Annotated in this window: 13 protein-coding genes; 6 read left to right on the top strand and 7 right to left on the bottom strand. The window is 41.1% G+C overall.

Features of this window, described 5'->3' with window-relative positions; all coding sequences use genetic code 11:
* Window positions 1–59: 59 nt before the first annotated feature.
* On the top strand, window positions 60–677 hold the full coding sequence (locus tag HGO97_RS06555; protein ID WP_216240492.1) for a VanZ family protein: 618 nt from the start codon (window positions 60–62) through the stop codon (window positions 675–677).
* 55 nt (window positions 678–732) lie between these two features.
* On the opposite strand, the gene prfA is transcribed toward HGO97_RS06555, so the two are convergent.
* The 4 genes from prfA to rpmE form a co-directional block, all read right to left on the bottom strand.
* The gene (gene prfA, locus HGO97_RS06550) at window positions 733–1,806 is read right to left on the bottom strand and encodes a peptide chain release factor 1 (RefSeq protein ID WP_216240489.1); all 1,074 of its coding nucleotides are present in this window, start codon (window positions 1,804–1,806) and stop codon (window positions 733–735) included.
* A 43-nt stretch (window positions 1,807–1,849) separates the two neighbouring features.
* Window positions 1,850–2,713 carry a peptide chain release factor N(5)-glutamine methyltransferase gene (gene prmC, locus HGO97_RS06545; RefSeq protein ID WP_216240487.1) on the bottom strand — a complete coding sequence of 288 codons (864 nt, stop codon included), beginning with the start codon at window positions 2,711–2,713 and terminating at the stop codon, window positions 1,850–1,852.
* A gap of 4 nt (window positions 2,714–2,717) precedes the next feature.
* The gene (locus HGO97_RS06540; protein WP_216240485.1) at window positions 2,718–3,689 is read right to left on the bottom strand and encodes a DUF1385 domain-containing protein; all 972 of its coding nucleotides are present in this window, start codon (window positions 3,687–3,689) and stop codon (window positions 2,718–2,720) included.
* Between the two features lie 208 nt (window positions 3,690–3,897).
* A complete protein-coding gene (gene rpmE, locus HGO97_RS06535; protein ID WP_122643086.1) occupies window positions 3,898–4,098 on the bottom strand; it encodes a 50S ribosomal protein L31 in 201 nt (66 codons plus the stop codon).
* 179 nt (window positions 4,099–4,277) lie between these two features.
* Between rpmE and HGO97_RS06530 the strand changes: the two genes are divergently transcribed.
* A complete protein-coding gene (locus HGO97_RS06530) occupies window positions 4,278–5,039 on the top strand; it encodes a sulfite exporter TauE/SafE family protein (protein ID WP_216240482.1) in 762 nt (253 codons plus the stop codon).
* Window positions 5,040–5,089: 50 nt separating this feature from the next.
* Here the strand turns inward: HGO97_RS06530 and rho are convergent, their stop codons facing one another.
* Complete coding sequence (gene rho / locus HGO97_RS06525) at window positions 5,090–6,439, bottom strand: transcription termination factor Rho (protein ID WP_216240598.1); 1,350 nt, start codon at window positions 6,437–6,439, stop codon at window positions 5,090–5,092.
* 311 nt (window positions 6,440–6,750) lie between these two features.
* Between rho and HGO97_RS06520 the strand changes: the two genes are divergently transcribed.
* From HGO97_RS06520 to HGO97_RS06510, 3 genes are read left to right on the top strand one after another with little or no spacing between them, the layout of a single operon-like run.
* On the top strand, window positions 6,751–7,899 hold the full coding sequence (locus HGO97_RS06520; protein ID WP_216240481.1) for an NAD(P)-dependent malic enzyme: 1,149 nt from the start codon (window positions 6,751–6,753) through the stop codon (window positions 7,897–7,899).
* Entirely contained in the window at window positions 7,900–8,826 is a 927-nt protein-coding gene (locus tag HGO97_RS06515) for a TIGR01212 family radical SAM protein (RefSeq protein ID WP_216240479.1), read from the top strand.
* Window positions 8,819–9,331, top strand: coding sequence for a DUF4364 family protein (locus tag HGO97_RS06510; protein ID WP_216240476.1), 513 nt, complete (start codon window positions 8,819–8,821; stop codon window positions 9,329–9,331). The genes HGO97_RS06515 and HGO97_RS06510 overlap by 8 nt, the downstream gene beginning before the upstream one ends.
* On the opposite strand, the gene HGO97_RS06505 is transcribed toward HGO97_RS06510, so the two are convergent.
* Window positions 9,308–10,624: a replication-associated recombination protein A gene (locus tag HGO97_RS06505; protein WP_216240474.1), complete on the bottom strand. Its 1,317-nt coding sequence runs from the start codon at window positions 10,622–10,624 to the stop codon at window positions 9,308–9,310. The two genes, HGO97_RS06510 and HGO97_RS06505, sit on opposite strands and share 24 nt — an antisense overlap.
* Window positions 10,625–10,917: 293 nt before the next feature.
* Between HGO97_RS06505 and HGO97_RS06500 the strand changes: the two genes are divergently transcribed.
* On the top strand, window positions 10,918–11,919 hold the full coding sequence (locus tag HGO97_RS06500; RefSeq protein WP_216240472.1) for a D-alanine--D-alanine ligase family protein: 1,002 nt from the start codon (window positions 10,918–10,920) through the stop codon (window positions 11,917–11,919).
* Here the strand turns inward: HGO97_RS06500 and HGO97_RS06495 are convergent.
* On the bottom strand, window positions 11,916–14,336 hold the full coding sequence (locus HGO97_RS06495) for an ATP-binding protein (protein ID WP_216240471.1): 2,421 nt from the start codon (window positions 14,334–14,336) through the stop codon (window positions 11,916–11,918). The genes HGO97_RS06500 and HGO97_RS06495 overlap by 4 nt on opposite strands.
* Window positions 14,337–14,457: the final 121 nt, after the last annotated feature.

The following is a 14,457-nucleotide window of genomic DNA, read 5'->3' as shown; positions in this document are numbered from 1 at the left end:
TTAAAAAGAATCTGTGAGAATAAAGATAGACTAAAAGGGTATTCATGGGAGGATCTTATATGACGACACTTATTACCACACTTTATCCACTTCTCTGTATTATGCTGCCCTGCTTTCTCTACATGTTCCTGTGTCTGAAAAAGCGCAGCCACTATTTGACTGCACCGCATTTTATCTGGGTCTGTATTTTTCTGTTATATCTATACATGGTCCTGGAAACGACCGGAATCGGGACGATATGGGATATCGGACATTATGACAGTATTTTAACATTTGATAAGATGAATCTGATTCCACTAACGGACATTACAGCCCTCTCTCAGATACTGAATATTTTCATGTTCATGCCGCTGGGATTCCTGCTCCCCTTTATCTGGAAGGAGATGCGCTCTCCGTTCAAGGTTCTTCTTGCAGGTGCCGGATATTCCCTTGCAATTGAAGTCTGCCAGCTGTTCAATAACCGAGTGACAGATATCGATGATCTGATCATGAATACGCTGGGTGCACTAGCCGGCTATATCGTCTGGATCGTCTTCGTATGTCTGTTCCACCCAAAGGGAGGAAAGCGGGAGGTATCCATCGCAGGACATGAAGCCTCTGTTTATCTGGTACTTAGTATACTTGGAGAATTCCTGCTGTTCAATTGGCGCTGGATGGTAAAGATGTTTTTCATGTAAATCAAAAGAGGAAACAGACCGACTTTTACAGTAAAGGTCTCTTTCCTCTTTCTTACTACTCTTCGTTCATTTTCGCTAATTTCGCCGTCTGGTCTGCCGCAATGAGGCTGTCAATAATCTCGTCTAAGTCTCCATTCATGATTGTATCCAGCTTGTGAAGTGTCAGCTTGATCCGATGGTCTGTGACTCTTCCCTGCGGGAAATTATAAGTCCTGATCTTTTCTGAACGATCGCCCGTTCCGATCTGGCTTCTTCTTGCCTCTGCCTCAGATGCCTGCTGCTTCTCCAATTCCAGTTCATACAACTTCGAACGTAAAAGCCGGAATGCCTTGTCCTTATTCTGAAGCTGTGACTTCTCAGTCTGGCTGTAGATCACGATTCCGGTCGGATAGTGAGTCAGACGTACCGCAGAGTCCGTGGTGTTGACACACTGTCCACCATTACCGGACGCACGCATAACATCGATACGGATATCTTTATCATCGATCACAACGTCGACCTCTTCCGCCTCCGGCATGATTGCGACCGTAATCGTGGAAGTATGGATTCTGCCGCCGCTCTCGGTCTCAGGCACACGCTGTACACGGTGTACCCCACTCTCATACTTCAGACGAGAATATGCTCCCTGTCCTGTAATCATGAAGACACACTCTTTGAAACCACCGATTCCATTCTCATTCAGGGAAATCATCTCGATTCTCCAACGGCGGCCCTCTGCATAATGTACATACATACGATAAACTTCGGCAGCAAACAATGCCGCCTCGTCCCCACCGGCGCCTGCACGAATCTCTACGATAACGTTCTTATCATCGTTCGGGTCTTTTGGAAGGAGCAGAATCTTTAATTCCTGCTCTAACTCTTCGACACGTGCTTTGGACTCATTGAGTTCTTCCTTCGCCAGCTCACGCATCTCTTCATCTGACTCTTCATCCAGCATAGCAAGGCTGTCCTCAATATTCTGCTTACACTGCTTATATTCTTTAAATGCCTCTACGATTGGACCCAGATCACTTTGTTCCTTCATCAGCTTGCGAAATCGTTCCGGGTCATTCGCCACGTCCGGCTCCTGCAATTCTCCCATCACTTCCTCGTAGCGGATCAGCAAATCTTCTAATCTATCAAACATTTTCCTCTATCCTTTCTCACTACCTGCGTTTCTAACGCTTTCCTTACCTATCATACACGCCAATTACAACACGGTCAAGACCTGCAAGATCCTTTTTTACCATGATATTCCTGTAACCAGCCTCCTGCATCAGTCCAAACACTGCTTCTCCCTGGTCGCAGCCGATTTCAAAAATCAACGTGCCTCCATTCACAAGATATCTTCCCGCCTCTTGTACGATCTGCCTGTAAAAATAAAGACCGTCTTCTTTGCCGTCCAGTGCGATCCATGGATCATGTGCCTTCACTTCTTCCTGAAGAGTCTCAATTACATCCGTCCTGATATAGGGCGGATTAGAAATGATCATCTCGTATGTTCCCTCAATCTGTCCGAATAGATCACTATGCTTAAATTCGGCATCTATGTGGAGTGCTTCGGCATTTGCCCGGGCGACCTTAAGGGCTTCCTTCGAAATGTCGGCTCCGATTCCTTCCAGACTGACTGCCTCCTGCCTTCCATAATGTAATACACTCAGTAGAATACAGCCGGAACCTGTGCACATATCCAAGATTCGAAAACACGGGACTGTCATGCCCTCCCGGCGGATGACTTTGACAGCCTCTTCCACTACTGTCTCTGTATCCTGCCTTGGAATCAGGACATGCTCATTCACCTGAAATGGAAGCCCCATGAATTCCTGTACTCCAGTCAGATGCTGAAGCGGGACACGCCCGGCTCTTTCTTCTATATAATATAGATACTTTTGTTCCTGATCCTCACTCAACACTCTATCCGGCATAGCATAATACATTGCGCGTCCTACACCAGTCACATGCTCCAAAAGATACCATGCATCCAGACGGGCTTCTTCTATCCCCGCATGAATCAGACGTTCTTCTCCCAACTGATATGCTTCCTGCATCGTCATAGCCTTATACCTCTGCTGCAGAGCCCGCCTGCTGTTCTGAAACACCCTGGGTGTCTCCGAAATTCTCTGCCTGATATGCCTTCCAGTCAAACACAGCCTCGACTGCACAGATCGCGACCTCGATCATGCTGTCATCCGGTTCCTTCGTTGTTAGATTCTGTACCCAAAGTCCCGGTTTACTTAAGAGATTGACCAGGAAATTCTCGCTGCTGCCTGCCAGCTTAATGATCTCATAGGATACCCCCGCTATCAGCGGAAAAAGTGCAATACGCAGTACCACCCGCATAATCTGGGAATCCGTTGTAATAAAAAAGCAGAAGATGATGCTCACGATCATGACAAAAAACAAAAAGCTTGTCCCACAGCGCTTGTGCTGCTTGGAACTCTTCCTGACATTCTCCACATTCAACTCAAGACCATGCTCAATACAATTGATACACTTATGCTCCGCACCATGGTACATGAATGTCCTCTGGATATCCTCCATCCTTGACACGAGCAGGATATACGCCAGAAAAATACCAACACGGATGATTCCCTCCAAAATCGTGATTGCAGCCCTGGAAATGATATGTTTCCTTAAAATGTTGCTCAGAAAGTATGGGAGGACCATAAATATCGCCACCGCCAATACCACAGAAAAGGCAACGGTCAGATTCATGATCATCTTGTCCCTTTTTTCCCTCTTCACAAGTTCATCGGCAGTGAGCACCTCTTTTGTCTCTTCCTCTTCTTCAAAAAAGCTTGCAGAGAACATCAGGGTCTTCATTCCCAGAACCATAGAATCTACAAAATTAAAAATCCCCCTGATAAACGGAATCTTCGTAACTGCTTTCCACGGGACTACGCTCTGATATGTCTCAACGCTTACTGTAATTTCCTTGTCAGGCTTCCTGACTGCTACGGCATAATGATCCTTATTCTTCATCATAATGCCTTCGAGTACGGCCTGACCGCCTATATTAGATGACTTCATGTCCCCTCCTGTCTTAAGCATACCTGAAAAGGGTCAGTTCCTTCCCTTGGAAGTTGCTGACCTTCGATTATATGATATGTGATTCCACGGCCAACGCCATGGTACGCTCACCTTCGAATATATCACTTCATATCCGAACGGAAGCGCTCTATCTGCGCTAATTTAACAACAGGCTGAGATTTTCACCTCAGCCTGCAATAAATCATTCTTATTTAATACCATATTTCTTATTGAACTTATCAACACGTCCACGAGCCTGGTTCGCTTTCTGCTGTCCAGTGTAGAATGGATGGCATTTGGAGCAGATTTCTACGTGGATTTCCTTGTTTGTAGATCCTGTTACAAATGTGTTTCCGCAGTTGCAAGTTACTGTTGCCTGATGGTACTCTGGATGGATTCCTTCTCTCATGATTTTCACCTCTCTATTTCAAAATATAGTTATTATAATCTCTAAACAGCTTTGTTATTGTATCATAAGATTTTTAGTTTTGCAAGTTATTTTTCAGAATAATCTGTGAAACTCTTTGAAAAATTATTTTTTCATGGTATACTGCTTCTACTTAAGTTTATTACAAAGGAGAATTTCTTATGGAAATTACAGCAACCACATTCTTCATCGTATGTCCCTTTTTGTTCCTCGCCGGACTGGTAGATGCCATCGGCGGAGGCGGCGGACTGATCTCGCTGCCGGCATATCTGATTGCGGGGCTGCCCCCTCATACGGCAGTTGCTACGAATAAGATGTCTTCCACTTGCGGGACGACCCTTGCCACTATCCGTTTCATCAAGAATGGTCTGGTCAACTTTAAGCTCGCCGTTCCCTCCGTCATCGCAGCAATTATCGGCTCTTCCATCGGGGCGCATATCTCCATGATTGTTCCCGAAAAAATCATGCTCTATGTACTGATCGGGATTCTGCCTGTGTCCGCATTCCTTGTATTGAACAAAAAACTCTTCCATGACAACGGCAGCGACACAGTCACACTGGATAAGAGGACCTATCTCACTGCTACGATCGCAGCCTTGATCATCGGGATGTATGACGGCTTCTACGGTCCTGGGACCGGGACATTTCTGATTATCGCTTTTACTGTATTTGCAAAGCTGAGCATCAAGACTTCCAACGGACAGGCCAAGGTCATCAACCTCACGACCAATATCACCTCTCTCGTGATTTTCCTGATCAACGGGCAGGTCTTAATTCCTGTGGGAATCGCTGCCGCTATATGCAACATGGCCGGTGGCTACTTAGGCGCAGGCATGGTCATGAAGAACGGGGCTAAGATCGTGAAGCCCAGCATCCTGTTGGTTCTGTTCCTGCTGCTTCTGAAAGTCCTGAATGTATATTGATACATATCACGTCCCGCTATTTTTAGTGGGACATGATATAAAATAAGCTGCTAGATGAATTTCTTCTTAATCACCATCTGTACCAGTTCTGCATTATTCTTTGTCTGTGAGAACATAGTCAAAAGGTTGTCCACAGCCTCTTCTGCTTTCAATCCATTCAATGCTTTGCGAATAATATATACCGCATCCTGCTCTTCTCTGGTGAGCAGAAGATCTTCTCTTCTCGTTCCTGATTTTGGAATATCGATGGCCGGGAACACTCTCTTTTCCTGCAGCTTTCTATCCAGAACAAGCTCCATATTTCCAGTCCCCTTGAATTCCTCGTATACAACATCATCCATCTTGCTTCCTGTCTCGACCAGCGCAGTTGCAAGGATGGTCAGGCTGCCGCCCTCTCTCATATTTCTAGCAGCACCAAAGAAACGCTTCGGCATATGCAGTGCTGCCGGATCAAGACCACCTGAGAGAGTTCTTCCTGACGGCGGTACTGTCAGGTTGTATGCACGTGCCAGTCTTGTGATACTGTCCAGAAGGATCATCACGTCTTTGCCATGCTCGACCAAACGTTTTGCACGCTCAATCACCATCTCAGATACTCTCTTGTGATGCTCTGGAAGCTCATCAAAGGTAGAATAGATGACTTCTACATTCGGTCCTGCGATTGCTTCTCTGATATCTGTAACCTCCTCAGGACGCTCATCAATCAAAAGAATCAAAAGATGCATGTTCGGCTCTCTCTTCTGTACGGAAAGCGCGACCTCTTTTAACAGCGTTGTCTTACCAGCCTTCGGTGGAGATACGATCATACCACGCTGCCCCTTACCGATTGGGGAAAGCAGGTCGACAATCCTCATTGCTGTGGTACTTCCCTGTGTCTCCAGGCGCAGACGCTGATTCGGGAAAATTGGGGTCAAGTCCTCAAAGTTGCTGCGCTTCATAGCCTCTGCCGGCTTTAAGCCGTTGATCGTAGAAACATATAAAAGAGCACTGAACTTCTCTGACTGTGTCTTGATTCTCTTATTTCCTGCGATAATATCGCCCGTTTTCAGATTAAATCTCCGGATTTGGGAAGGAGAAACGTATACGTCCTTTTCTCCGGGCAGGTAGTTCTCACAACGGATAAATCCATATCCATCCGGCAGGACTTCCAGAATTCCGTTCGCTGTCTCCCCACTGTCAAGCTGCTCGATATCAGTCGCCTCTTTTTTGTCCTTCATTTCCTCTTTGACTTCTTCTTTTGCTTCAGCCTTCGCTTCTTCCATCTTTTCTTTTTCGTCCTGAGCAAGCATTGCGTCTATGAGCTCGCTCTTCTTCATGGTGGACACACCTTTCATTTTTCTTGCCTTCGCCAGTTCTTTCAGCGTAGCAAGAGGCAGAGATTCATACTTTTCTCTTGTCATAAATACCTTTCCTTTCTTATAACGATTTATCACTGTTACTTTGTTCATGTATTCATTTTATAAAAAATGTTGCGGGAACCTTAGTCTGAAGTGACTTGTCCGAAATCAGGCATGTATTATACCTGTCTCCAATAAGATATATATCAAATCTGAACCCATTATACATCATACATATCAAAAAGAAAAGTGATTTTTTTCAAATCCAGGCAAATCCTCCGGCTTTCACGCTTGCGTTGCTTTTCTAAGAGTGATATGATAATGAACAGATATAAATAATAAGAAGAAAATCTATAAGACAGCGAGGTAACAAAATGACAAACAGTGAAAAAGCATTGCAGATGCATGAACAATGGAACGGTAAAATAGAGACTACGGCAAAATCTCATGTAAATTCCAGAGAAGACCTTGCCATCGCCTATACTCCAGGTGTTGCAGAACCATGTAAGGTCATCGCAAAAGACCCGGATGCCGCTTACAAATATACAATCAAATCAAATACAATTGCCGTCGTATCTGACGGAAGTGCAGTTCTTGGACTCGGCAATATCGGTGCTCGTGCAGCGATGCCTGTTATGGAAGGAAAAGCCGTCCTCTTCAAAGAATTCGGTGGTGTCAATGCCGTACCGATCTGCCTGGATACCCAGGATACAGAAGAGATCATCAAGACAGTGGTCAATATCGCTCCGGCCTTCGGTGGAATCAATTTGGAAGACATCTCCGCACCGCGCTGCTTCGAGATCGAAGCACGTTTAAAAGAACTCTTGGACATCCCTGTTTTCCATGATGACCAGCACGGTACTGCTATCGTTGTACTCGCCGGAATCATCAATGCATTAAAGGTCACAGGAAAGAAGATGGAAGAATGTAAAGTCGTAGTGAACGGGGCAGGCTCTGCCGGAGTAGCCATCACGAAGCTGCTTCTTACATATGGTTTCCCGAATGTGATTATGTGTGACATCAATGGTATGATCAGTAAGTCTTCACCGAACCTGAACTGGATGCAGGAGAAGATGACCGAGGTCACGAATTTAGAAGGAAAGACCGGAACACTCGCAGATGCACTCGTTGGAGCCGATATCTTTGTGGGCGTATCCGCACCAAACATTGTCACAAAAGAAATGGTCGCTTCCATGAATCAGGATGCCATCCTTTTTGCCATGGCAAACCCAGTTCCTGAAATCATGCCGGACCTTGCTAAGGAAGCCGGGGCAAAGGTAGTCGGAACAGGTCGTTCTGATTTCCCGAACCAGGTGAACAACGTCGTTGCATTCCCTGGTATTTTCAAGGGAGCATTGGAAGGAAGAGCCACACAGATTACAGAAGATATGAAACTAGCAACTGCCAAAGCGATAGCAGGACTTGTAGCCGATGAGGATCTAAGCGAGAACAACATCCTCCCGGAAGCATTCGACCCGCGTGTTGCCGAAGCAGTAAGCAAAGCGGTAAAGGAATTGATATAGATGAACCGATGGGGGGAAAAACGTTACCACTCATTAGATTATGATTTAAAACAGAACTATGGAGAAAAAGTTTATAAAATCACATTAGACGGTGGGATGACCTGCCCGAACCGGGACGGGAAAGTTGGGAGAGGCGGCTGCATTTTCTGCAGCGCCAGCGGCTCCGGTGATTTTGCAGGTTCCAGAGCACTTTCTATTACGGAACAGATTGCACGTGGAAAAAAAGAGTTGAATGGAAAACGTCCGGTTCACTCCTACATCGCATACTTTCAGGCATTTACTAACACCTATGCTCCGGTTGAAAGACTTAAAAAGCTGTACATGGAGGCAATTCAGGATGAGGAAGTCAAGATTCTTTCCATCGCCACCAGACCTGACTGTCTTGGGGATGATGTTCTTGAACTGTTAGGTGCAGTCAACCGAATCAACCCCGTATGGGTCGAGCTTGGACTACAGACAATTCATCCGGCGACCGCCGCTTTTATCCGCAGAGGTTATGAGCTTCCGGTTTTTGAAAAAGCGGTCAAAGATCTTCGGAAACTGGGCATTACCGTAATCGTCCATACCATCCTGTTCCTTCCGGGGGAGACAAAAGCGCAGATGCTAAAGACCCTTGATTATCTCAATCACATGGATATTCAAGGAATAAAGCTCCAGCTTCTGCATATCTTAAAGGGTACAGACCTTGCAGAAGAATATAAGAAGCGCCCCTTCCTGGTTCCTGATATGCAGGAATACATCGAATTTCTGGGAACGTGCATCTCTCGTCTGAATCCACAGATCACCATCCACCGTCTGACCGGGGACGGACCGAGCGATCTTTTGATTGCCCCTTTATGGACCAGTCAGAAAAGGACTGTATTAAACACACTGCACCGTTATCTGAAAGAACAGGATATCTGGCAGGGAAAGGAGTATCATGAGTGAAACATTTACACTATATAAGCTGATCGTTTTATACATGTTGGAAAGAGTCGATTTTCCGTTGACGACTTCACAGATTTCAGAGTTTATATTAGACAAAGGATACACTACCTACTTCAAGCTACAAGAGACATTGGCAGAAATGGTGGATTCCGGCCTCTTAAGGGTCGAGACCACACATAACAGGACTTTATACCATCTGACGACAGGCGGGGAAGATACGATTCAATTCTTCAAGAATAAGATTTCTCCTGCCATCCAAAAAGATATTGATGAGTTTTTTAAGGAAAAAAGGTATGACCTCAAGGAAGAGGTGGCGATCAAGTCTGACTATTACCTGAATACGAACCATGAGTATGAAGTGCAGTGCCAGATCGTAGAAAATGGTTTCAGCCTGATCGACCTGAAACTAACAGTTCCTACGGAGGTCGAGGCCGAAACCATTGCGAATAACTGGACGAGCCAGAGCCAGGAGATCTATACTTTACTCTTGACGAAGCTTCTCTAAATGTTCTTTTATTGTTTTTTCGTAACCCAGGACGCCCGGTTCATAGAACCTGGCGTCTTTTATTTCATCCGGCAGGTATTGCTGATGTACATAATGATTCGGATAATCATGCGCATACTGATATCCGGTTCCATGACCTAATTTCTGAGCGCCTTTATAATGAGCATCCTGGAGATGAGACGGAACCGTCGTCTTCTCATGCTTTACACTCTCCATCGCCGCAAAAATGGCATTTGTAGCGGAATTGCTTTTGGGTGCAGAAGCAACATAAGTAACCGCCTGTGCCAGAATAATCTGGGATTCCGGCATCCCGATCCGCTCTACTGCCTGTGCCGCAGATACTGCTACAGTCAAGGCCATCGGATCGGCATTCCCCACGTCCTCGGAGGCACAGATCATGATGCGCCTTGCAATGAATTTTACGTCTTCCCCGGCATACAGCATCTTCGCAAGGTAATAAACTGCCGCATCCGGGTCAGACCCTCTCATACTTTTGATGAAGGCCGAAATCGTATCATAATGGTTATCTCCAGTCTTATCATACCGCACGACTCTCTTTTGAATACATTCTGATGCCACATCTAATGTAATATGTATCTTTCCATCCTCGCTGCGCTGAGTCGTCAGTACTCCCAGTTCGACTGCATTCAATGCATTTCTCGCATCTCCGCCGGAAACATCAGCCAGGAATTCCAAGGCCTCCTCATCAATCTCAGCCTGAAAGCTTCCCATCCCCTTTTTATCATCATAAACGGCACGCTTAAGCAGTGTCTTTACATCCTCTTTGCTTAAAAATTTTAATTCAAATACACTGGAACGTGACAAAAGAGCTCCGTTCACCTCAAAATATGGATTCTCCGTCGTAGCACCGATCAACGTGATCGTGCCGTCCTCAACATATGGAAGCAGATAATCCTGCTGCCCCTTATTGAAGCGATGAATCTCGTCGATAAACAGAATTGTCTTCTTCTGGTACATTCCCAGAAGCTCCTTTGCCCCCTTTACGACCTCCTCCATATCCTTTTTCCCAGCAATGGTCGCATTGATCTGCTTAAACTCCGCACTCGTCGTATTCGCGATCACCTTGGCAAGAGTCGTCTTCCCAGTTCCCGGAGGTCCATAAAAAATCAGAGAACCTAGCTTATCGGCCTTGATCGCACGGTATAATAGCTTGTCCCTTCCAATAATATGCTGCTGCCCCACTACCTCGTCCAAGGTCGTCGGGCGCATCCTGGATGCAAGCGGAGACTCCTTCTCCTGCTTCGTCTCTCTCATATAATCAAATAAATCCATAGTTCTTAAACCTAGTATGATAGAATGCTTTGCTTATGCAGAAGGTGGATATCATACGTTTCCTTTCTTAAAAATAAACGGGTGTGACTGATAAACATCTTAGTCCAAAATGGAGGGAAAATCAATAGGATGTGTGTTATTCTGTTTCCTTCGCTCTTTTAAAAATAATAGATAATTAGTAGTTATCCTCATAATGGTATATGGAAACATATATAAATCTTTAGAGAAAATGTATATTTAAAAGGTTCTAAAATATCTTACTTGAAACATAGAATTAATATGGGAGAAAATATATGAAATATTGGGTTATATGTGATTATCGTGAAAACTTAAAAAATTATTCAGAAAGTGATGAGAAACTATATAATGATCACCCTGCGCGAAAAAATATTTTAGAAATAATTAGGGGAATAAATTCTCTTGGTTATGAGTGTGACTATTTTGGAGGTATTCCTGAATTGGTACATGCTGTTGATAACCATACAACTTTTGAAAATTGTATGTTTTTAAATTTTACAGATGGCATGGATCAAAGTTATAGTAGAGTACAAGCACCTGTACTTTTAGATTTGCTTAAAGTACCTTATAGTGGTTCGGATGTATTCCCATCCGTAATTATGAATAATAAATACTTTTGTAAACAAGCCTTATTAAACAATGGTATTGTGACTGCCAAGTCTTGTATTGCAAATTCCTATATTCCTTTGGATTTCAAAGATTTGTCTTCCTGGAAATTTCCTTTATTTGTAAAACCTAATTGTGAAGGATCCTCTCTAGGAATTTCCTCAAAGAGTGTTTGCCATACAATGGCAGAAACAAAGAACAGAGTTGAAGAATTGCAAAATGAATTTGGTGAAGTGATAATAGAAGAATTTATTTATGGCGTTGATATAACAAATTATTTGATTGGAAATCCTGGAAATTACTATATTAACGATGTAATAACAGCAGAGCTTTTTGACCAATCCCCCTATACTATTTATGATTCAAAAATGAAACATGATAAGTTAAGAACTCTATATTTAAATGAAGAAAAAATACCTATAAAAACATTAAAAAATATACAACAGCAATCAATTGAAATAGCCCAAATCCTTGGTGCAAGGGATATTTGCCGAATCGACTATCGATTAAACTTAGATACGCAAGAATTTAGTTTTATTGAAATCAATTCGGCTCCACGTTTTAGTAGTACCAGTGAGGCTGGTTTTATTGCATATAAACGTAATATCAAATTTAATGATATGTTACTATATTATATAAAAGCATTCAATGATAGAATTAGTCTAATTTAATCATGTGCATAAATTAGAAACCATGGATCAAACTCTATGACATTCATATATTCACAAGTTGGTGGTAATATTTTTGAATCGGCCATTTCTGGACAAAGTTTATAGAAGCGCCATTCACTAGAGCTATTTTTTACAAATGGATATGCCTTTTCAAAATAAACTTTTTCAGTTATTAAATTATCTATTCCATGGCTCGTAATAGCAAGATTCATGTATATTTTACGATTCATAATAGGATCAACGATGTTATGGTTATCCATATAGTTTTTTAAGTAATTGTAATAGTATTGTACTTCATTTTTCTGTGATAAATACAGTGAACATATCATTAAGTGGGTTTGAATGACCAAGCACCCATACGTTGTACGATTCCAAAATAATGCTTCTAATAGTATTTCGCTTGCGCGTTTATAATTCCTTTGTATCATGTAACAAACAGCTAAATTATTTGCAGCATAAGAAAACTCATGTATTTTTAGGCGTTTAATGACATTATAAGATTCTTCAAATTGAACTACTGCATCTCGAAGTCGATTTAATTTTACAAGTACAAAACCTTTAGTTGTTTTTAAAAAAGCTTTATCTAATTCATCTTCTAATTTTAACTCTGCTTCATCTAAAACATTTAAAGAACTTTCATCATCAAGAAAATTTTGACATCCTCGCATAGTATTAGCCCACACTTTGGGATGTGTATCTTTATAAGAATTTTTTATTTCTTTAAAAATGTCTTCTGACCTCTTTAACTGGGATGGTACTTCAAAGCAGAACATATGTAAGACATTAAGGGTTTGAACATATACATCACTATCTTTTGGCACTTCATTCAAAGCTTTATCCAATAATGGGATAGCGTCAGAAGTCTGTCCAATATTATTGTAACACTTTCCCAAATAAAAATAATAATAATACTTTACTTTATTAAATCGCAATACTTTAGGATCTATTAAATTAAATTGCTTTATTGATAGCTTATAATTACCTGTTTCATATGATACTAATGCAATGAATAAAATTTGAACTGGTTTAAACTTGTGCAAGTGATCCTCAAGAAAGGATAAAATCTTTTGCGCTTCATAAATTTGTTTATTATGAAATAATTTTTTCCCATAGCGAAAATTTAATTGTTCCCAACCAGAAGTGTTAGCTTCACGCGCATTTTTACATAATAACTCATTGTGATAGTTTACTCCTGGATTTTGCATAAGGAATTCATATGCATATTGTGAAAAAAGTCCTTTGAGCTGAGAATCATAAAAAATATCCAATAATTCTATATAATCTGAATCATGGCAGGTAGAAACCATGTTTCTGGCATCATAATTTAGTATTCTATCATCTACAAGATGAAGCAATATTTGTGTAAAAAGATTCTCATTATAAGCCTGAAATAAAAAACATCTCTTTGAAATATATAATGCTAAATTCATCAACTCAGAAATAGGCACGCTTTCTTTTAAGCAAAGATACGAGAATAAAATCCATTTTTGCTCAGGTTTGAAATCACTATCATCGAATCTAATGTGATCCGTTTGTAAAAGTTGAATCATTATTCGTTTATTTATTATGGCTTTTTTATATGAGTATACATTTATTGCATTTTTTTCTAATAACTTACTAATTAACGTTGCTAACCTTTTGGGACTTCCGCCACACTTATTATAAATATATATTAAATCATCTTTTGTGAAGTATTCCATTTCAAATATCGGATTCATAATTTGATAAAAATAGTCAACTTCAAGGAACTGCTTAACCTCAATATCAGTATAAGGCAAATTATGATATATTTCTTCCATCAATTCTATGCTGAGGTCCTCTGACGTTGTGATAATACAAGATTTAAAATTTTTATTATTTAAAAATTGTTTAAAAATTCTAAAAAAGAGTTTAGCTATCTCCGTGTCACAACGTGAAAAATTATCGATACAGATACAGAGACGATTTTGATCAATTATTCCTCGTATATAATCGCTAATAAGGTCTACAGAATTTATATTTTCATCAGAATAAGTAACTGCATAATAGCCTAAATCTAATATTAATGAAACCATATTGCTAACTTCTGGGAAAAGTTCGTTTGTAATATTCTTTGTTTTTTTATATGTACTATTATAAAATTGTTTGTATTTTCTTTTTACACTTGATATAAAATCAATATCACTATATTTTTGTAATTCGATAATAAACTCGGATACAATATCAATAGAACTTTTATTAAGCTTTATATCTATATAACAAAGACGATATTCATTATGCTTTTTAATAACATAATCAAAAAATTTTGTCTTTCCAAAGCCTCTATTGCCTTTTATCCATAGAGTAGTGGCTGTAGAATCAGATAAAAATTTATTTAATTTTACTCGTTCAATATCTCTGTCAACAAAATGGAAATTAAATAGTTCTGTAGTATTCATAATCTCAATACTCTTTCTTTAATAATTATCGTTTGTAATTTGGAATAATTAGTTGTTTGTATCAATTATTAACGGATAACTACTAATTATCAGGCTTTGTCTTATTTAAAAAAAGGCAACA

Source organism: Faecalicatena faecalis, assembly GCF_012524165.2.
GTDB lineage: Bacteria > Bacillota > Clostridia > Lachnospirales > Lachnospiraceae > Faecalicatena_A > Faecalicatena_A faecalis.
The sequence above is the reverse complement of the archived record's forward strand: the minus strand, read 5'-3'. Positions and strand labels throughout refer to the sequence as shown.